Raw genomic sequence first — 19,291 nt, 5'->3', positions numbered from 1 at the left:
GCGATGATGATCATCGGATTGACAGGCGGTATCGGCTCCGGCAAGTCCACCGTGGCACGCGCATTTGGCGAACTAGAGGTGGGCTGGGTAGATGCCGACGATATCGCCCGCGAAGTGGTCATGCCCGGAGAGCCCGCACTGGCAGCGATTGCACAACGTTTTGGCCAACAGATACTCGATGCCGATGGTGGCCTGAACCGCGCCGCGCTGCGTCAGATCGTTTTCAGCGACCCCGAACAGCGCCGTTGGCTGGAAAGCGAAACCCATCCGCGCATTCGTGAACGCCTGCAGTTGCGGCTAAAGGAGCTTGCTCTGAACTCGCCTTATGTTCTGTTGGTATCGCCACTGCTGTTCGAGTCGGGCCAGGATGCGCTGGCGCAACGCACACTGGTGGTCGATGTACCGGAGGAGCTGCAGCTATCGCGCACTTTAGCGCGCGACGGGGTGAGTGAAGCCCAGGTGCGTGCTATCCTCGCCGCCCAGCTATCGCGCCAGGAACGGCTCGGCCGTGCCCATGACGTGATCGATAACAGCGGCAGCCTGGAACACCTGCAGCATCAGGTCGTCACGCTGCATCGACGCTACTGCACGATAGCGCACGATTGAGTAATGCACGATTGAGCCATGAGAGGAGAGATGCATGAAGAGCGCTGCTAATGACGCCCCCCTGGAAGTCGCCTGCCCACAGTGTGCCGCGCCGGTGGTGTGGAGCACACAGAGCACCTATCGACCGTTTTGCAGCCAGCGTTGCCAACTACTCGACCTGGGTGCCTGGGCCGATGAGTCACACCGTATTTCCGGCGAGTCGGCCATGGATGAAGCGGATATGGACGCTCTGCTGGCCCAGGCGGATCGCGATGCCCCACTCTCCTGAGGCCTGACCCACGATGTCGTCCTCGCCCGCCTACCGCCTACTGCATGAACTGGATGACCGTTTCGATCGGTTGATGCAAGCCATTGAACAAGCCGTTTCGCTTTATGAAACCCAGCCGTTGCCCATGTGGCGCTTCGATGGCCTCAGCGATCCCGGCTGGCTACGCCGTGCGCTGCTGGACATGTGGCATCAGCAAGCCCAGGATGGGCGTGAAACGCGCAATTACATTGGAGTCATCGCGGCGGACGAAGCACTACTGGAGGCCTTTCATGACGTCAATCATGCCAAGCAGGCGATCAGTGACTGGCTCAGGCACATCAAACAGGCCCACCCTACTGCATTGAGCGAAGCCAGGCAGCGGCTCCCTCGCCGTCACCCTGACCTGGACAGCGTGCTGCGTCAAAGCGGGTTGGCCAGGCTACATTTGAAGCAGTGCTGGCGACTGATCCCTCTCGCCGAAGCCCCTGTCGCCAGAATTCGCTTTGCCTGGTACACCAGCGGCCGCTCCATCAAACGCATAAGCGTTCAGGAAGCGGAGCAGAAGCTACTGCAACTGGACACCGACGCGCCTCATGTACGCATCCAGTTGCACAAGTTAGCCAGCCTCCCCAGTCAGGAAGTGCTGGCCCAGGTACAGAACCAGGCCCCGCTGATGCGCGCCAACCTTTTCTACACCGAACCGCTGGCAGATGGCCACACGCGTCGAGCGCTCAACGTGGCCATGCCCCTTGTGGTCCCTGCGCCAGAGGGGCGTCTACCCGATATCAAAACGCCACCACAAACAGCGCCCATAGCCCGCACCCGCGCAAAGCGACGGGATGAAAAGCTGGAGAGCGAGGTGTTTCTGCCCAGCCTGCGGGTCTTCCGCTACCGTTAGCAGCCCCCTTCACTCACCGGGTATGTCCTCCAACGCCCACACATTGTACTTGAGCAACGTATCGATCAACTCGCGCAACGCCCCTGCCGATTGGTCGTACTCGGCCATCAGCGCATGCAGGCGCTCGCCGAACAGCTCATCACGCCGCTTCTGTTGGTCCGCCTGATCTTCTGCCTCTAGCTCTGCCAGAGAGCGCACTGGCGGCCCGGTGGGAATATCGAAATCACTGTCAGGGTCTTCCAATTGACGCAGCGCCTGGGCAAAGGCGTCATCCAGCTCACGAAACTTGCGTAGCTTTTCACGCTCATCCAGCTGTTTAGAAACCTTGTGATATTTCATTGATGTTTCATCTACACCCTACTGAAAATGGTCGACATGCCTGAGCAACAGGCCATTTTAATCAAAAACTGTGCACAAACGCGTATTCTTTAAGAGCAAACTTGCCTTTGCTACCGCTTGGAAGCATAAAGACAGCAACGCGATGATCTCACCATCGGTAACAATGACTAACCGAACAGGTGATTTATGCTAATACCTTTTACGTCATCGCTGGCAAGGTACGGCCACTCTGTCTATTTCCATGCCCCGGCACGCACTGCCACCAGAGATGGCCTACCAGGTCATGAGTCACCAAACGCACCGGGAGAGTGCACAGGCAGGTCAGTCGCAAGCTACCTGTTGAACCCGCATAGGAGGCCAGATAGTGTTCAATGCAATGTCACGAGCTGAAATCTGGCTACAAGATTCGCTTGATCAACCGCTGAGTATCGAAGATCTCGCCAGGCAGTTGGGATATTCAGCCTCACAGGTACGGCGACAGTTCCGCCAGTGCTTTAACATGTCACCCCGAGCATACCGGGAGCAGCGCAGACTGGAGCGTGCCGCTGTACTGCTATCGCTGACCCAGCAAAATATAGCGCATATCGCCGCGCAGTGCGGCTATGTAAATCACTCATCCTTTTCACGCGCCTTCCAGCGACGCTACCAGCTGTCGCCCAGGCATTATCGCCAGGCTCTCAACGATAGGCATCACCTGAAGCCGCCACTAAAGTCATTTACCACGGATATAAAGCAAGGCGGCCCCCGCCAAGCCGTCTATATGCGTATCTACAAGGCGGCACACGCCATCAGCGGCTTGGGTAATCATAAGCGCCATACCAACCATCTCGCATGCCTGGAAGCTCAACTCGGCGGTTCTACCCCCGCCGTGGCCCTCCCTGACCTGCTAGCAGACAAAGTATTGGCACTCGACAGCACGACCAAGCAGTATAAACTACGCACCGATATCGGGCTGCATATCGAAAACCAGGCGAGCACCGACAGTGTGGCTTTACCGGTTGAATATCGGCGTATCGACATTCCCTCACAACACTATGCGGTAACGCTGTTTGATGACTTTAGCGAGCTCTCGGATGCGCTGACGGCAACACTGTGCCAACTGCACTACCACCAGAGCCTTTATCACATTAGCGGGGACACACCCCATGTGCTGTGGCGCAAGGGACGTCTGGAACTCAAAGTACCGTTGCAACGCCTGACATAATCACTGCTCAATACAGGGAGAAGGCTGGGAAATTGTGGAGAGCATTACCTGGCCGGGGTGGCAACACTTTGATACTGCTAAAACAAAACCGGCACTTCTGGGGAGAAATGCCGGTTGTTCACTTAATCTTCCAGGCGCACGAGCCAGGATTCGACGGTGTCATCGCCGTGCTCGTCTTTCCAGCTACGCAGGCCTTTGTGGTTACCACCGCGGGTTTCGATCACTTCACCCGTGTTCGGGTTCTTGTAGATCTTCAGGCGGCGCTTGCGGCGAGTAGCAGCAGCCGGTGCCTTGGGAGCGCCACGCTGGTCAGCAGCGGGGTCCAGCAGAGCGATGACATCACCAGGGCGCTTGCCGAACTCGGTCATTAACGCTTCCAGCTTGGCTTTAAACTCGAGCTCACTTTTCAGACGCTGGTCGTTTTCCAAGCGCTGCAGTTCTTCCTGAAGCTGCTTAAGCTGCTGTTCTTTTTGGATGTAATCATTTAACAGAGACATGGGAGGTCCTTTTAGAGTGAAGATAACTACCTTGGCACTGAGCCGGGAAACTCAACACCGACTATTTCAGAATGCGGACACATTATTGCCTTAAATCCACTGATTGACAATAGTCTAGTTGATTTTAGCGCCTTTACTAAACAATTTTATACACTCTAATGCCATTAAAGGCGATGTGACAATTGCGCATACCACTTATAGCAACGCTTGCACCCCCTTAACAACAACCTATTTCAAGCAGACAGAAACAAAAACGCCGCCCCAAAGGGCGGCGTTTTCCGAGACAAGACTAGTATTAGTCCTGGCCCATCTGCTGCTTGATCAGATCACCGATCGTGGTCGGACCACCGGCAGCTTCCGGCTCTTGCTCACGCAGTTTCTTCAGGTTCTGACGCGTGTCGTCCTGCTCTTTGGCCTTGACGGACAGAGCAATCTGACGGCTCTTGCGGTCAACGCTGACGATACGCGCTTCGACGCTGTCGCCTTCGCTCAGTACGTTACGTGCGTCTTCAACGCGGTCAGCACTGATTTCAGAGGCTTTCAGAATCGCGATGACGTCGGTAGCCAGCTCGATGTGAGCTTCCTTGGCGTCAACTTCCACGACGCGACCCGTCACGATGCTGCCCTTGTCGTTGACAGACAGGTATTCGGCAACCGGGTCGGAATCCATCTGCTTGATGCCCAGAGAGATGCGCTCACGCTCAGGGTCGATAGACAGGATAACGGCTTCTGCCTCGTCGCCTTTCTTGAAGTTGCGAACCGCTTCTTCACCGGTTTCCGTCCAGGAGATGTCGGACAGGTGAACCAGACCGTCGATACCGCCTTCCAGGCCGATGAAGATACCGAAGTCTGTGATGGACTTGATGGTACCAGAAACGCGGTCGCCCTTGTTGTACTCGGCGTTGAAGGTTTCCCACGGGTTAGCAGTGCACTGCTTGATACCCAGGGAGATACGACGACGCTCTTCGTCGATATCGAGCACCATGACGTCAACATCGTCGCCCACTTGAACGACTTTAGACGGATGGATGTTCTTGTTGGTCCAGTCCATTTCAGACACGTGAACCAGACCTTCGACACCCTCTTCCAGCTCAGCGAAGCAGCCGTAATCGGTCAGGTTAGTGACCACTGCTTGCACTTTCATGCCTTCCGGGTAACGGTCTTTGATGTTGACCCACGGATCTTCACCCAGCTGCTTCAGACCCAGAGAAACGCGGTTGCGCTCACGGTCGAATTTCAGCACTTTGACGTTGATCTCGTCGCCAACGGCAACGATTTCAGATGGATGCTTGATACGCTTCCACGCCATGTCGGTGATGTGCAGCAGGCCATCGACACCGCCCAGATCTACGAAAGCACCGTAGTCGGTCAGGTTCTTGACGATACCCTTGATTTGCTGACCTTCTTGCAGCGTGGCCAGCAGCGCTTCACGCTCGGCGCTGTTTTCGGCTTCAAGCACGGCACGACGCGATACAACGACGTTGTTACGCTTCGGATCCAGCTTGATGACTTTGAAGTCCAGCTCTTTGTTTTCCAGGTGCGCAGTGTCGCGAACCGGACGAACGTCAACCAGAGAGCCCGGCAGGAAGGCACGGATGGAGTCGACGTCGACAGTGAAGCCGCCTTTGACTTTACCGTTGATCACGCCTTTGATGATTTCGTCTTTCTCGAAGGCCGCTTCCAGAATCTTCCAAGCTTCTGCGCGCTTGGCTTTTTCACGGGACAGGCGAGTTTCGCCGAAGCCATCTTCTACGGCTTCCAGCGCAACGTGCACATCGTCACCGATCGCGATGGTCAGCTCACCATTCTCGTCACGGAATTGTGCCGCAGGGATCTGACCTTCGGATTTCAGACCAGCGTTGACGGTAACCCAGTCACCGTCGATGTCGACAACTTGAGCCGCAACGATGGCGCCCGGCTCCATGTTGATGTCGTTAAGGGACTGTTCAAACAGTTCAGCAAAGCTTTCACTCATGGTTTTCCTACGTGATCAACGTTGTTGAGGCATAACTGCCTTCTCCGTACCACCAGCGAGTACGGGCCTAATGTCATTCAGCTTCTGGAGGCGTTAGCGCTGGTTGGACCTGACCGGGCTCACTAAGATATTACTGTCGCCCTGCCACGTCGTGACACCTTTCCAAAAACGCCGCAAGGGAGAATCAAGCGCCGTCAAACATGCCCCGTTGGGCAAGCAGCTCGGTTAGCCGATCAACCACTTCCGGTATACTCAGGCGCGTGGTGTCAAGCGTGATGGCATCATCTGCCGGCTTGAGCGGAGCCACACTGCGCTGCGTGTCGCGTGCATCGCGTGCCTGAATCTCCTTCAAAAGACTCGACAGACTAGCATCCACCCCTGCTTCCTGCAACTGCAGATGCCGTCTACGCGCCCTTTCCTCGGCACTGGCAGTCAAAAAAATCTTCAGCGGCGCCTCTGGAAACACCACTGTGCCCATATCGCGTCCATCCGCCACCAGGCCAGGGAACTGGCAAAAATCACGCTGTCGCTGCAGCAGCGCAGCGCGTACCTTTGGCAATGCGGCCACCTGGGAAGCACGCTCGCCCGCTTGCTCGGTACGAATGAGCCGACTGACGTCTTCGCCTTCCAGCAGCGTGCGTGGCTGACCCTCTTCCACCGGGAAAGCAACGTCCAGGGTTGCTGCGATATCGGCCAGCGCCGCTTCGTCATCCAACGCCACGTGATGCTTGACGGCCGCCTGGGCCGTCAACCGATAGAGCGCACCGCTATCCAGCAAATGCCAGCCCAGCCGTTCAGCCACCAGGCTGCTGATCGTGCCTTTACCGGCACCGCCGGGGCCATCGATGGTCAGCACAGGAGCGTTAGCGGTCATGGACGTCCTCCACATCGACACGCATACCGATACGCTGAGCCAGCGTCACGAAGCCAGGGAAGGACGTTGCCACGTTGGCGCAATCGTCGATGACGATCTCAGCACCCGCGCGCAGGGAGGCAATCGCAAACGCCATGGCAATGCGGTGATCGCCGAGGCTATCGATGCGGCCACCGCCGTAACTCGGCATGCTCTCGTCACCGTTACCGATGATGTCGATGCCGTCTTCCACGACCGTATGCTCGACACCCAGAATCGCCAAACCATCTGCCATGGCCTGAATACGGTCCGACTCTTTGACGCGCAGCTCTTCAGCTCCGCGCAGCCGCGTGGTGCCTTGTGCATTGGCCGCCGCAATGAACAGCGCCGGGAATTCATCGATGGCGAGCGGCACTTGATCGACAGGAATATCGATACCCTTCAGCGGCGCATAGCGAATACGGATGTCGGCCACGGGCTCACCGCCTACCTCGCGCTGGTTTTCAAGCGTCAGGTCAGCGCCCATCAGGGTCAGAATATTGATGACACCGATACGCGTCGGGTTGATGCCCACGTGCTCCAGCGTGATGTCGGAACCAGGGGTAATGGCCGCGGCGACCAGGAAGAAGGTAGCCGAAGAGATATCGGAGGGCACGTCAATCGGCCCCGCCGTCAGTTGACCGCCTCCCTGCAGCCAGCAGGTGTCGCCCTCGCGAGAAACGGCGTAGCCAAACCCGTTGAGCATCCGTTCGGTATGATCGCGAGTCGGCGCTGGCTCGCGCACGCGGGTCTCTCCCTCGGCGTAGAGCCCTGCCAGCAGCAGGCACGACTTCACCTGAGCACTGGCCATGGGCATATCATAATGAATGCCTTTCAGCGCAGCGCCGCCATGAATTTTCAATGGCGGACGACCACCCTCTGCCGTGTCGATGGTCGCTCCCATCAGGCGCAGCGGGTCTGCCACACGCCCCATGGGGCGCTTGGTGAGTGACTCATCACCGGTCAATTCGCTATCGAACGCCTGACCCGCCAGCAGCCCGGCAAACAGGCGCATGGCAGTGCCAGAGTTACCTACATACAGCGGGCCTGCCGGCGCCTTGAGGCCGTGCATGCCAACACCATGAATGGTCACACGCCCCTGGTGCGGGCCTTCGATGGCTACCCCCATTTCACGAAAGGCCTGTAAGGTGGCCAGACTATCTTCGCCCTCCAGGAAGCCCTTGACCTCGGTCACCCCTTCGGCCAACGCGCCAAGCATGATCGAGCGGTGAGACATGGATTTATCGCCCGGCACCCGCAAACGCCCCTGCGCCTGGCCGCCTGGCTGCACGCGATAAGTCACTTGACCGTGTGGTTGCATATGATATTCCGCCTGATAACTGGTTTTATTCAATAACGTATCAAAATAGTGGCGAGCATGACTGGCCCGATCGAAGGTGGCAATCATCGCATCGCTGTCGGCACTTTCCACCGCTTGGCGCAGCCGCTTGAGCCCCGCTTCGAAATCATCCAGAGAAGAAAGCACTGCGTCACGATTGGCCACGAAAATGTCGCGCCACATGACCGGGTCACTGCCTGCAATACGGGTAAAATCACGAAACCCACCCGCGGCATAGCGGAAGATATCCAGCCGCTCGTCCTGCCGCGCCAGCGTGTCCACCAGTGAAAATGCCAGCAAGTGGGGTAAGTGACTGGTGCGCGCCAGCACCTGATCATGGCGCTCGACGCTCATTTGCAGCACGTCGGCGCCGCAGGCTCTCCACAGGGTTTCTACCCGCGCCAGCGCTACCGGGTCGACATCCGGCTCCGGCGTCAGAATCACTTTGTGATTGACGTACAGCGATGGATTGGCAGCTGCCACACCGCTTTTCTCGGAGCCCGCAATAGGATGACCCAGCACGATATTGGGCATGACACGGCCGAATACGCGCTCGGCGCAGTCACGTATGGTGGCCTTGGTACTGCCTACGTCGGTCATCACGACATCGGGAGCCGCCTGATCGAGAGAACGCGACAGCTTGCTCATCACGCTCTCCATGGCCAGCACCGGCACCGCCAGCACGACCATGGAAACGTCCTTCAAGCAGTTGGCGAGTTCGACACCGCCGGCATCCACCAGGCCCAGCTCGATGCCCAATGCCACTTCCTGCTCATTGGGGTCGCAGGCGATGATCTGGCCAGCGTAGCCCGAGGCACGCAATGCGGCGGCCAACGAGCCGCCAATCAGGCCAAGGCCGACAATCAGAATGCGCGGCTCGACACACGCCACCCGAGGTGCAAGAGAAGGTGGAACCGTCACAGCACACCCTGAGGGTAGGAACCCAGCACCCGCAGCTCAGAGGCGCGCAGGCGAACTTCTTCCAGCACCGCAGCCACCTGGGGCTCGTCACGGTGGCCCTTGAAGTCGATGAAGAAGACGTAGTTCCACACACCGGTACGCGAGGGCCGCGTTTCGATACGCGTCAGATCGATCCTGTGGCGGTGGAAGGGCTCCAGCAAATCGTGCAGCGCACCGGGCTGGTTACGCATTGCCACGACGATGGAAGTCTTGTCTTCGCCCGACATGGGCACGTCCTGATTGCCAATGATCAGGAAGCGCGTGGAGTTGTCCGGCCGATCTTCGATTTTGTCGGCAATGCGCTCCAGGCCATACAGCTTGGCGGCCATGTCGCCGGCAATCGCGGCGCTGTGCCACTCGGTTTTAACTAGCTTGGCGGCTTCGGCGTTGGAAGAGACCGGCACCCGCTCGGCATGAGGGTAGTGAGCATCCAGCCACTTGCGGCACTGACCGAACGACTGAGGGTGCGAATAGATGCGTGACACTTTCTCCTGACGCGTGGTCTCGCCGATCAAGAGATGGTGGTGAATGCGTAGCACCACTTCACCACAAATCCTGATGGAAGAGTCCATGAACGTGTCGAGGGTGTGATTGACCACCCCTTCGGTGGAGTTCTCGACGGGAACGACGCCATAGTTGACGGCCCCCGCCTCCACTTCCCGAAACACTTCATCGATGGCCGCCATGGGGAGGCTGACGGCGCTTTCACCGAAATGCTTCAACGCGGCCTGCTGGGTGAAGGTGCCTTCAGGCCCGAGATAAGCCACCTTGACCGGCTGCTCCAGCGCCAGGCAGGCAGACATGATTTCGCGAAACAGCCGCGCCATTTCTTCGGAGTCCAAAGGCCCCTTGTTCAACGCCATGATACGACGCAGCACCTGGGCTTCGCGCTCCGGACGGTAGAACACCGCATCCTTGTCCTGAGCCAGCTTGACGTGAGCCACCTGCTGGGCACAGTTGGCCCGCTCACTGATCAAACGCAGAATATCGCCATCCAGCTGGTCGATACGTTGACGCAAGTCGTCGAGATTGATCGGCGTATCGGACATGGGGGTTAGCCTCTTCGTTGTTCGAAATCTGCCATGAAGGCAATTAACGCATCCACCGCATCTTCCGGCACCGCGTTATACAAGCTGGCACGCATGCCGCCGACGCTACGGTGACCCTTGAGATTCAGCAGCCCGGCCTCGTCGGCCTCCTTGAGGAAGGCCCCGTCCAGCCGGTCATCCGCCAGCACGAACGGCACGTTCATGCGCGACCGATTGGCTGTGGCGATGGGGTTGCTGTAGAAGTCACTGCCATCGATGGCCGCGTAAAGTTTTTGCGCCTTGCGCTGGTTCATGCGGTCCATGGCGTCCAGCCCGCCAATGTCGTTTTTCAACCACTGAAACACCAGGCCCGAGAGGTACCAGGCGTAGGTAGGCGGGGTATTCACCATCGAGCCTGCGTCAGCCAGCATCTGGTAGTCGAACAGTGAAGGGACGCTTGCAGGCGCCTTGCCCAGCAGATCATCGCGGACGATCACGATGGTCAATCCCGCCGGACCGATGTTCTTCTGCGCCCCGGCATAAATCACCCCGAAGTCGCTGACATCGATAGGCCCCGACAGGATATTGGAGGACATGTCGCATACCAGGGGCACGTCACTGCCATCGGCACGGGTGACGTCTGGCACGTAGTCGAACTCCAGCCCGCCAATGGTTTCATTGGAGGTGTAATGCAGGTAGGCCGCGTCGCTGCTGAGCGACAGGGAAGCTTCGTCAGGCACCGCCAGATACCCATTGGACTCGCTGCTGGCCGCCACATGGCAGGCAAAACCGAGCCGTTTGGCTTCGCTCAGCGCCTTCTTGCCCCAAATGCCCGTCTGGATGAAGTTGGCACTACCGCTCCCACCCAGCAGATTCATGGGGAGCATGGCAAACTGCATGCTGGCACCGCCCTGAAGAAACAGCACCTTGTACTGATCAGGGATGCCCAGCAGTGACCGCAGATCGGCTTCTGCCTGCTCGGCAATGGCAATGAACTCATCGCTGCGATGACTCATTTCCATCACCGACAAACCGCGCCCCTGATAGTCGAGCAGCTCACTGCGAGCGCGCTCCAGTACGGCAACAGGCAGGGCCGCGGGCCCTGCGCAAAAATTATAATGACGTGTCATCGGTTCCCGGTTCCTGTGCGCCATTGTCTTGTTCGTCTGGCTCGACCGCCTCGGGCGCTCCCGTATCTTCGGGCTCATCGACACGCACGGTTTTCACCAGCCGCTCTTCTTTGCCCAGGCGAATCAGCATCACGCCCTGGGTATTACGCGACGTGATCGACACTTCTTCCACCCGCGTGCGCACCAGGGTGCCACGGTCGGTGATCAGCATCATTTCATCGCTGTCATACACTTGCATGGCCGCCACCAGGGCGCCATTGCGCTCACTGGTCTGCATGGCAATCACGCCCTGTCCACCGCGACCACGCAGCGGGAACTCTTCCAGGCGGGTGCGCTTGCCATAGCCCTTCACACTGGCGGTGAGGATGTAGATCTGACCATCACTCTGCGCTAGCTCGGCGGCATCTGCCGGGGCTTCCTGCTCGGCATCGGCGTCCGCTTCGGCATCAATTTGCTGGCTCTTGGGAATGATCAGGCTGATCACTTCCGCGTCGTCCAGCAGGCGCATGCCGCGCACACCGCGAGCGGTACGGCCCATGGCGCGCACGTTGCTTTCCTCGAAACGGATCGCCTTGCCATTGGAGGAGAGCAGCATGACGTGGTCGCTGCCCGAGGTAATCGCAGCCCCCACCAGGCGGTCGCCCTCTTCCAGATCGATGGCAATCAAGCCCACGCTGCGCGGGCGAGAGAACTGCTCGAGACTGGTGCGCTTGACGGTACCGTTGGCGGTGGCGAAGAAAATATAGTGCTCGGGGTCGTAGTCACGCACAGGCAGGATGGCGTTGACCGACTCGCCCTCTTCCAGCGGCAGCATGTTCACCAACGGCTTGCCGCGTGAACCACGGCTGGCGTTGGGCATCTCGTACACCTTCAGCCAATACACCTTGCCCCGGTTGGAGAACAGCAGCACCGTGTCATGGGTCGAGGCAACCAGCAGGTGTTCGATGACGTCCTCGTCCTTCATGGCCGTGGCGGACTTGCCGCGACCACCCCGACGCTGGGCCTGATAGTCCGAAAGCGGCTGCGTCTTGGCGTAGCCCGAACGCGACACCGTGACCACCATGTCTTCTTCGGCAATCAGGTCTTCGATGGACAGGTCCAGGTGGCTGGCCTGAATTTCCGTACGACGGTCGTCGCCGAACTGGTCGCGCACCGCATGCAGCTCTTCCCGAATCACTTCCATGAGGCGGTCGGCAGAGGCAAGAATTTCTGTGAACTCGGCAATCTTTTCGAGAATCGACAGGTACTCATCCAGCAGCTTTTCGGTTTCGAGGCCGGTCAAGCGGTGCAGACGCAGTTCCAGAATCGCCTGAGCCTGAGCAGGCGAAAGGCGGTACTCGGTGGCCGAGGGGTTTAGTCCAAACCCTTCATCCAGGTCTTCGGGCTTGCAGGAAGTGGCTCCGGCACGCTCCAGCATGGCCGTCACCTGGCCCGGCTGCCATACCTTGTCCAGCAGCTTTTCGCGGGCTTCGGCGGCATTGGGCGATGCCTTGATCAGCTCGATGACCTCATCGATGTTCGAGATAGCGACGGCCAGGCCTTCCAGCAGATGGCCGCGCTCACGCGCTTTCTTGAGTTCGAACAGGGTGCGCCGCGTGACGACTTCCCGACGATGGCGGATGAACGCCTCGAGCATCTCTTTCAGATTGAGCGTGCGCGGCTGGCCATTTTCCAGCGCCACCATGTTGATACCGAAGACGTTCTGAAGCTGGGTCTGGGCAAACAGGTTATTGACCACGACCTCGCCAGACTCACCGCGCTTGACTTCGATCACCACACGCAAGCCATCCTTGTCGGACTCGTCGCGCAGCTCGGCAATGCCCTCGATCTTTTTCTCTTTGACCAGCTCGGCGATCTTCTCGATCAGCCGCGCCTTGTTCACCTGATAAGGCAGTTCGGTGACGATGATGTGATCACGCCCGGTCTTGTCATCGTGTTCGATGGTGTGACAAGCGCGCACGTAGATACGGCCACGCCCGGTGCGGTAGGCATCCAGAATGCCGGCACGGCCATTGATGATGCCGCCGGTGGGGAAATCAGGCCCGGGGATGTACTGCATGAGGTCATCGACGGTCAGGGTGTAGTCGTCGATCAGCGCCAGGCAACCATCGATCACTTCCCGCATGTTATGGGGAGGAATGTTGGTGGCCATGCCCACGGCAATGCCCGAGGAACCGTTGATCAGCAGGTTCGGCACTTTGGTGGGCAGCACTTCGGGGATACGTTCGGTGCCGTCGTAGTTATCGACCCAATCGACGGTATCTTTTTCGAGATCCGCCAGCAGCTCGTGGGCCAGGCGCGCCATGCGCACCTCGGTGTAACGCATGGCAGCCGCGTTGTCGCCGTCGATGGAACCAAAGTTACCCTGACCATCGACCAGCACGTGACGCATGGAGAAGTGCTGTGCCATGCGAACGATGGTGTCATACACTGCAATGTCACCATGCGGGTGATACTTACCGATGACATCGCCAACGACACGCGCCGACTTCTTGTACGGTTTGTTCCAGTCATTCCCCAGCTCATGCATGGCAAACAGCACACGGCGATGAACCGGCTTGAGGCCGTCGCGCACATCGGGGAGCGCACGACCAATAATGACACTCATCGCATAGTCGAGGTACGACTGCTTGAGCTCGTCTTCAATATTGACGGGCAAGATTTCTCTGGCGATGTCACCCATGAAAGTCAGATCCTTTGCACTGCATTGGCACTGCGAGAGTTGAAAGCGCTTGAAAATGCCGCCTTTAGCTAACCAGCAAGGCGGCGCGCAGAGTCGCTCACATCATACCACTGCATACGCATCAAGGGCAGTCGGTGACACCTCCATTGCTATTTAAGCCAAAAAGGCCTCTTTGCCGACCTGCAGCCCCATGAGCGCTTCACGCACGTCGCCTTCGATGGTCGCCGCGCGATTTTGCTGCATGTCCAGCAGCACGAAGGTCAGATCCGCCTGAGCGACCACGCTGCCATCCTGACGCACGATGCGGTGATGGCAAAGCGCGCTGCGCTCATTCACATCGATGATGCCGGTCTGCACCGTGAGATCGTCCCCTTGCAAGGCTGCCGCACGGTAATCGATATTCAGATTCACCACGACGAACGCCCGCTTCGCCTGATGTAGCTGCTTCATCAATTGCGGGTGCTCATCGAAAAATGCCCAACGCCCCTCCTCCATGAACTCCAGGTAGCGCGCATTGTTGACGTGGCCATAGCCGTCCAGGTGGTAGCCCCGCACGCGCATGGTAACGCTGGAAATCGCTTCAGACATGACAACCTCTTTTATTGATGACAGTGATCAGCAGGCGCAGGCACCTGCCAGCGACAGGCAACATGCCCCACACAAATCAAACACAAGTTTAAAACTAGTGCAACAGCATGACGGCACACCAGAGTGCTGGCAGGAAAGGCCTGCTTTCGACATAATGTGCCACCTTTTAAACAGGATTGGTGACATGTGGTTCAAGCACCTGCATCTATATCGCCTGCACGGCGCGCCCGAGCTCGACAGCCACACCCTGGCCAACGCGCTGGATGAACACGCCGCCAAGCCATTGGGCAATGCGGATGCTCGCCGACTAGGCTGGACCGCGCCCGCAGGCCGTCTGGGCGGCGGGCAGCGCCTGCACGAGATTCAGGGACATCGGCTGCTGTCGGCACTGCGCCAGGAACGTCTGCTGCCTGCCTCGGTGGTCAAGGAAGAGGTCGATGAGAAAGTCGCCGACATCGAAGCCAGCGAAGGACGCAAGGTGACGCGCAAGGAAAAGACGGCTCTCAAGGAGCAGGTCACCGAAGAGCTGATGCCTCGCGCCTTCGTGCGCAGCCAGAAAATCGACCTCTGGTGGGACACCCAGCATCAGCTGATCGGCATCAACGCCAGCTCGCGCACCCGCGCTGAAGACGTGCTGGACTTGCTGCGGGAAACCCTGGGCAGCCTCAAGGCAACGCCGCTCAGCAGCCAGACGTTGCCGATACGCGCCATGACGACCTGGCTGGGTGACCCCGCCAGCCGCCCCGCCGACCTGCAGTTGGGTGACCAGGTAGAGCTGAAGGCGAAAGGCGATGACGGCGTACTGCGCGCCCGCCAGGTGGACCTGGATAGCGACGAAATACAGCAGCTGCTCGAAAGCGGCCGTCAGGCCAGCAAGCTGGCCATGCAGATAGAGGGCCGCTTGAGCTTCGTACTGCATGACGACCTTGCTCTGAAATCTCTACGCTTTGGCGATGCGCTGATCGAAGAGGCCGACCACGCCGATGATGGCGACGACGCCCTGGCACGCCTGGAAACTGATTTCATTTTGATGGCACAGTCGCTGTCCGAGGACATTCGCCGCCTCATGGCGTGGCTGGGCGGTGAAACTGAGCGGGAACCAAGTGCGCTCTCCGGCACCCAAGATGGGCACGCCCAACCTTCTCGGTGAATCGATCACTTACTTGCTGACACGTTACGGATCGCATGACTCAACACAATAACGCTCCTCACGCAGACACCACGAGTGACCCCTGGGCCGATATTCGCCCCTATATGGATCATGAGGTTCCTGAAGTTATTGCTCGACTTTCTCACGACACAGAGCTGCTGGATGCGCTGACCCGCTTTCGCCTGCCACGCATGGCCAAGTGGGCACCGCCGCTGGCCAGGGCGCTGGCCGGTCACGCAGTACGTCGCGAGGTCAAGGGCGTGACCAGCGTGCATGAATTTCAGATGCGCATTGCCCGTTACATGGAGCGAATGATTCGCACCACCACGACGGCTTTTGACGTTTCAGGCCTGGACAAGCTCGATGAGCACAGTGCTTATCTCTTCATCGGCAATCACCGCGACATTTCGCTGGACCCGGCGTTCGTCAACTATGCGCTCTACCAGGCGGGTCGTGATACCGTGCGTATCGCGATTGGCGACAACCTGCTGAAGAAGCCTTACGTCACGGACCTGATGCGCCTGAACAAGAGTTTCATCGTGCCGCGCAGCGCCAGGGGCAAACGTGCCATGCTGGCTGCCTACCAGCAGCTGTCAGGCTACATTCGTCACTCGATCACCGACGACAACCACTCCATCTGGATGGCCCAGCGGGAAGGTCGCGCCAAGAACGGCATCGACCGCACCGACCCCGCCATCATCAAGATGCTGATCATGGCCAAACGCCTTGCCGAGCGCGACATCGTCTTTGGTGAAGCAGTAGCGGAACTCAAGCTGGTGCCCGTTTCCATCAGCTATGAATACGACCCTTGTGACGTGCAAAAAGCCCAGGAGCTGCACGACATCGCTACCCACGGTCGCTATGCCAAAAGCGAATTCGAAGACATTCGCTCCATCGTCTCCGGCATCACCGGCTCCAAAGGCCGCGTTCAGCTGCGCTTTGGCAGCCCGGTAGGCTCGGACATGGAGACCCCTGATGAAGTCGCCGCCGAGATCGACCGCCAGGTCATCGGGGGCTATCGGCTTTTCCCGAGCCATTACCTAGCCCTGGAAGCACTGGGTGAATCACCGGAGCTGGTGGCACGTAAGTCGATCACCCGCCAGGACCGCGAGCGCTTCAAGGCGCGGCTTGCCGAAGTACCGGAAGCACTACGCCCCTATTGGCTGGAGCAGTATGCCAACCCCGTCAAGCACAAGGCCGGCAGGCTGAGCCTGTAACCCGGTTAGTCATTGATCGCGTTGGGCAGGCCATGCGACTTTGCATGCTCAACATGCAAAAAAGTGCTATGGTCAAGGCATTCATTGGTCCCACCAGGGCACCTGCCCTGGCGTGGTCTTAAGGAGACTCCCATGTCCGCATCAGAAATCCAAAAAACGCGCATTATCAACGAACTGCGTGGGTTCATTCGCAAGCTTCTCCAGGATCCCAAAATCCTCGAGCAGTCGCTGGCCATTGCCCGCCAGCAGCTTGCGGAAGGTAGCAGCCCTGCCGTCATGGCGCGCATTGCCAACGAAATTTCCGACACCACCAGCGTGCATATCCCTGAAGACCCGGCCGAGCACTCCGACGCCGACAAACTGTTTCTGGAACTGCTGCGCGAAGTGGTTCAGGAAGAGCAGGCGCTGTATTAGTGTTCGCTGGCTGACGGCCAAGCGACAGCGCACCCTTTTGTCACTCTATTTTTGTTTTGCCTAGACGGAATCAACCTTCACCATGTCCAACACTGCTCCACGCAACATTCTGGTGACCAGCGCACTGCCCTATGCCAACGGTGCCATCCACCTGGGTCATCTGCTTGAGTACATCCAGACCGACATCTGGGTACGTTTTCAGAAAAGCCGTGGCCAGCAGTGCTACTACGTATGCGCCGACGACGCCCATGGTACGGCCATCATGCTGCGGGCCGAGCAGGAAGGCATCTCCCCGGAAGCGCTGATCGAAAGAGTCTCTCAGGACCATCAGGAAGACTTTGCTCGCTTTGGCGTAGGCTTTGACAACTACCACTCCACCCACTCCGAAGAGAACCGTCACTACAGCGAACTGATCTACAAGCGCCTGCGCGACAAGGGCCATATTGCGACCCGCGACATCGAGCAGATGTACGATCCCCAGAAAGGCCTGTTCCTCGCGGATCGGTTCATCAAGGGCACCTGCCCCAAATGCCATGCTGACGATCAGTACGGGGATAACTGCGAGAAGTGCGGCGCTACTTATACCCCCGCTGATTTGATCAATCCGGTGTCCGCCATTTCCGGCGCCACGCCCGAGGTGCGTAGCTCGACCCACTACTTCTTCAAGCTGCCGGACTTCGCCGAGTTCTTGCAACAGTGGATCAACGACGGTCACGTTCAGCCCCAGATTCGCAACAAGCTGATGGAGTGGTTCGAATCCGGCTTCAATGAGTGGGACATTTCTCGGGACGCGCCCTATTTCGGCTTTGAGATCCCGGATGCGCCCGGCAAATATTTCTACGTCTGGCTGGATGCCCCCATCGGCTACCTGGCCAGCTTCAAGAACCTGTGTGACCGCCAAGGCATCGACTTCGACAGCTTCTGGCAGCCGAACTCCAACGCGGAGGTCTACCATTTCATCGGCAAGGATATCGTCTACTTCCACGCCCTGTTCTGGCCGGCCATGCTCCATGGGGCAGAGTTCCGTACGCCCACGGCGGTCAACTGTCACGGCTTCCTGACCGTGGATGGTGCCAAGATGTCCAAGTCCCGTGGCACCTTCATCAAGGCCGCCACCTATGCCGAGCACCTCAACCCCGAGTATCTGCGCTACTACTTTGCCGCCAAGCTGACCTCCAAGGTCGACGACCTCGACCTGAACCTCGATGACTTTGCCGCGCGCGTGAACTCGGATCTGGTCGGCAAGGTCGTGAACATCGCCAGCCGCTGTGCAGGCTTCGTCAAAAAGCTCGGCGGCGGAACGCTCTCCGAACATTGCGCTGAACCGGCCATGGTTGCCCGCTTCATCTCGGCCGGTGAGGATATCGCTGCCGATTTCGAAGCGCGGGAATTCAGCCGCGCCATGCGCAAGATCATGGAGCTGGCCGATGAAGCCAATACCTACATCGCTGACAAAGCGCCCTGGGCACTGGCCAAGCAGGACGGACGCGAACAGGAAGTGCTGGAAATCTGCTCGGTGGGCATCAACCTGTTCCGCCAGCTGATGGTCTATCTGGCGCCGGTGGTGCCGAGCATGGCAGAGCAAGCGCGTGAGTTTATAAATGTTGACACTTTGAATTGGGAGAGTCGTGGTAACGTTCTGGTGAACCACGCTATCAACAAATTCAAACCGCTGATGACTCGGGTAGAGCGAGACAGAATCGACGCCATGATCGACGCTTCCAAGGAGGATCTGGTGGAAGAGCAGAAACTCAAGAATACGCCCAAAGGCCCGCTGGCCGAGGATCCCATCGCCGCCGAGATCAGCTTCGACGATTTCGCCAAAGTCGACCTGCGGATTGCGCGTATCGCCAAGGCACAGTACGTGGAAGGCGCAGACAAGCTGCTGCAGTTGACCCTCGACCTGGGCGGCGAGACCCGCAACGTCTTTTCCGGCATTCGCTCGGCCTATTCTCCAGAAGCGCTGGAAGGACGACTGACCGTCATGGTCGCCAACCTGGCTCCGAGAAAAATGCGCTTCGGCCTGTCAGAAGGTATGGTGTTGGCTTCCGCCAATAACGATGGCATCTATCTGCTGTCTCCCGACTCTGGCGCGGAGCCCGGTCAGCGAGTCACCTGAGCCTG

17 protein-coding genes are annotated in these 19,291 nt (G+C 58.6%); 8 read left to right on the top strand and 9 right to left on the bottom strand.

The features are described 5' to 3' along the window. Positions 1–6 precede the first annotated feature (6 nt). From coaE to IE061_RS09700, 3 genes are read left to right on the top strand one after another with little or no spacing between them, the layout of a single operon-like run. Complete coding sequence (coaE, locus tag IE061_RS09710; RefSeq protein WP_193461519.1) at positions 7–606, top strand: dephospho-CoA kinase; 600 nt, start codon at positions 7–9, stop codon at positions 604–606. A gap of 34 nt (positions 607–640) precedes the next feature. Continuing rightward, the gene (yacG, locus tag IE061_RS09705; protein ID WP_081135456.1) at positions 641–874 is read left to right on the top strand and encodes a DNA gyrase inhibitor YacG; all 234 of its coding nucleotides are present in this window, start codon (positions 641–643) and stop codon (positions 872–874) included. 13 nt (positions 875–887) lie between these two features. Then, on the top strand, positions 888–1,751 hold the full coding sequence (locus tag IE061_RS09700) for a DNA replication terminus site-binding protein (protein WP_193461518.1): 864 nt from the start codon (positions 888–890) through the stop codon (positions 1,749–1,751). A gap of 9 nt (positions 1,752–1,760) precedes the next feature. Here IE061_RS09700 and IE061_RS09695 read toward each other — a convergent pair whose 3' ends face one another. Next, positions 1,761–2,090 carry a hypothetical protein gene (locus IE061_RS09695; RefSeq protein WP_193461517.1) on the bottom strand — a complete coding sequence of 110 codons (330 nt, stop codon included), beginning with the start codon at positions 2,088–2,090 and terminating at the stop codon, positions 1,761–1,763. A 364-nt stretch (positions 2,091–2,454) separates the two neighbouring features. Between IE061_RS09695 and IE061_RS09690 the strand changes: the two genes are divergently transcribed. Further along, the gene (locus IE061_RS09690) at positions 2,455–3,294 is read left to right on the top strand and encodes a helix-turn-helix transcriptional regulator (RefSeq protein ID WP_193461516.1); all 840 of its coding nucleotides are present in this window, start codon (positions 2,455–2,457) and stop codon (positions 3,292–3,294) included. Between the two features lie 122 nt (positions 3,295–3,416). Here IE061_RS09690 and IE061_RS09685 read toward each other — a convergent pair whose 3' ends face one another. From IE061_RS09685 to IE061_RS09650, 8 genes are all read right to left on the bottom strand, one after another. Next, positions 3,417–3,791 (bottom strand): histone-like nucleoid-structuring protein, MvaT/MvaU family, encoded by a 375-nt coding sequence (locus IE061_RS09685; protein ID WP_039178096.1) that lies wholly within the window; start codon positions 3,789–3,791, stop codon positions 3,417–3,419. A 295-nt stretch (positions 3,792–4,086) separates the two neighbouring features. After that, on the bottom strand, positions 4,087–5,766 hold the full coding sequence (gene rpsA, locus IE061_RS09680) for a 30S ribosomal protein S1 (RefSeq protein ID WP_193461515.1): 1,680 nt from the start codon (positions 5,764–5,766) through the stop codon (positions 4,087–4,089). Between the two features lie 184 nt (positions 5,767–5,950). After that, a complete protein-coding gene (gene cmk, locus IE061_RS09675) occupies positions 5,951–6,640 on the bottom strand; it encodes a (d)CMP kinase (RefSeq protein ID WP_081135448.1) in 690 nt (229 codons plus the stop codon). Then, on the bottom strand, positions 6,630–8,918 hold the full coding sequence (locus IE061_RS09670) for a bifunctional prephenate dehydrogenase/3-phosphoshikimate 1-carboxyvinyltransferase (RefSeq protein WP_230478431.1): 2,289 nt from the start codon (positions 8,916–8,918) through the stop codon (positions 6,630–6,632). Before IE061_RS09670 ends, cmk begins: the two co-directional genes overlap by 11 nt. Further along, entirely contained in the window at positions 8,915–10,006 is a 1,092-nt protein-coding gene (gene pheA, locus IE061_RS09665; protein WP_193461514.1) for a prephenate dehydratase, read from the bottom strand. The genes IE061_RS09670 and pheA overlap by 4 nt, the downstream gene beginning before the upstream one ends. Before the next feature lie 5 nt (positions 10,007–10,011). After that, positions 10,012–11,115, bottom strand: coding sequence for a 3-phosphoserine/phosphohydroxythreonine transaminase (gene serC / locus IE061_RS09660; RefSeq protein WP_193461513.1), 1,104 nt, complete (start codon positions 11,113–11,115; stop codon positions 10,012–10,014). Continuing rightward, positions 11,099–13,798 (bottom strand): DNA gyrase subunit A, encoded by a 2,700-nt coding sequence (gene gyrA, locus IE061_RS09655; RefSeq protein WP_016913750.1) that lies wholly within the window; start codon positions 13,796–13,798, stop codon positions 11,099–11,101. Before gyrA ends, serC begins: the two co-directional genes overlap by 17 nt. A gap of 153 nt (positions 13,799–13,951) precedes the next feature. Beyond that, entirely contained in the window at positions 13,952–14,386 is a 435-nt protein-coding gene (locus IE061_RS09650; RefSeq protein WP_016913749.1) for an acyl-CoA thioesterase, read from the bottom strand. 184 nt (positions 14,387–14,570) lie between these two features. Here IE061_RS09650 and IE061_RS09645 point away from each other — a divergent pair, with 184 nt between their 5' ends. The 4 genes from IE061_RS09645 (at position 14,571) to metG (ending at position 19,286) form a co-directional block, all read left to right on the top strand. Next, the gene (locus IE061_RS09645) at positions 14,571–15,536 is read left to right on the top strand and encodes a recombination-associated protein RdgC (protein ID WP_016913748.1); all 966 of its coding nucleotides are present in this window, start codon (positions 14,571–14,573) and stop codon (positions 15,534–15,536) included. Between the two features lie 35 nt (positions 15,537–15,571). Next, positions 15,572–16,753, top strand: coding sequence for a 1-acyl-sn-glycerol-3-phosphate acyltransferase (locus tag IE061_RS09640; RefSeq protein WP_026001677.1), 1,182 nt, complete (start codon positions 15,572–15,574; stop codon positions 16,751–16,753). Positions 16,754–16,885: 132 nt separating this feature from the next. After that, entirely contained in the window at positions 16,886–17,167 is a 282-nt protein-coding gene (locus IE061_RS09635) for a hypothetical protein (protein ID WP_016913746.1), read from the top strand. An 82-nt stretch (positions 17,168–17,249) separates the two neighbouring features. Beyond that, the gene (gene metG / locus IE061_RS09630) at positions 17,250–19,286 is read left to right on the top strand and encodes a methionine--tRNA ligase (protein WP_193461512.1); all 2,037 of its coding nucleotides are present in this window, start codon (positions 17,250–17,252) and stop codon (positions 19,284–19,286) included. The last annotated feature ends 5 nt before the right edge of the window (positions 19,287–19,291 follow it).

Source organism: Vreelandella hamiltonii, assembly GCF_014651795.1.
GTDB classification, from domain to species: domain Bacteria; phylum Pseudomonadota; class Gammaproteobacteria; order Pseudomonadales; family Halomonadaceae; genus Vreelandella; species Vreelandella hamiltonii.
This window is presented reverse-complemented; position numbering and strand designations above follow the sequence as displayed.

Bases quoted from the DNA above. Each gene is read 5' to 3' on its own strand.
- serC (WP_193461513.1), bottom strand. From the start codon at position 11,115: ATGACACGTCATTATAATTTTTGCGCAGGGCCCGCGGCCCTGCCTGTT.
- cmk (WP_081135448.1), bottom strand. From the start codon at position 6,640: ATGACCGCTAACGCTCCTGTGCTGACCATCGATGGCCCCGGCGGTGCC.
- pheA (WP_193461514.1), bottom strand. From the start codon at position 10,006: ATGTCCGATACGCCGATCAATCTCGACGACTTGCGTCAACGTATCGAC.
- IE061_RS09635 (WP_016913746.1), top strand. From the start codon at position 16,886: ATGTCCGCATCAGAAATCCAAAAAACGCGCATTATCAACGAACTGCGT.
- gyrA (WP_016913750.1), bottom strand. From the start codon at position 13,798: ATGGGTGACATCGCCAGAGAAATCTTGCCCGTCAATATTGAAGACGAG.
- metG (WP_193461512.1), top strand. From the start codon at position 17,250: ATGTCCAACACTGCTCCACGCAACATTCTGGTGACCAGCGCACTGCCC.
- IE061_RS09650 (WP_016913749.1), bottom strand. From the start codon at position 14,386: ATGTCTGAAGCGATTTCCAGCGTTACCATGCGCGTGCGGGGCTACCAC.
- rpsA (WP_193461515.1), bottom strand. From the start codon at position 5,766: ATGAGTGAAAGCTTTGCTGAACTGTTTGAACAGTCCCTTAACGACATC.
- coaE (WP_193461519.1), top strand. From the start codon at position 7: ATGATCATCGGATTGACAGGCGGTATCGGCTCCGGCAAGTCCACCGTG.
- IE061_RS09695 (WP_193461517.1), bottom strand. From the start codon at position 2,090: ATGAAATATCACAAGGTTTCTAAACAGCTGGATGAGCGTGAAAAGCTA.
- IE061_RS09645 (WP_016913748.1), top strand. From the start codon at position 14,571: ATGTGGTTCAAGCACCTGCATCTATATCGCCTGCACGGCGCGCCCGAG.
- IE061_RS09640 (WP_026001677.1), top strand. From the start codon at position 15,572: ATGACTCAACACAATAACGCTCCTCACGCAGACACCACGAGTGACCCC.
- yacG (WP_081135456.1), top strand. From the start codon at position 641: ATGAAGAGCGCTGCTAATGACGCCCCCCTGGAAGTCGCCTGCCCACAG.
- IE061_RS09700 (WP_193461518.1), top strand. From the start codon at position 888: ATGTCGTCCTCGCCCGCCTACCGCCTACTGCATGAACTGGATGACCGT.
- IE061_RS09685 (WP_039178096.1), bottom strand. From the start codon at position 3,791: ATGTCTCTGTTAAATGATTACATCCAAAAAGAACAGCAGCTTAAGCAG.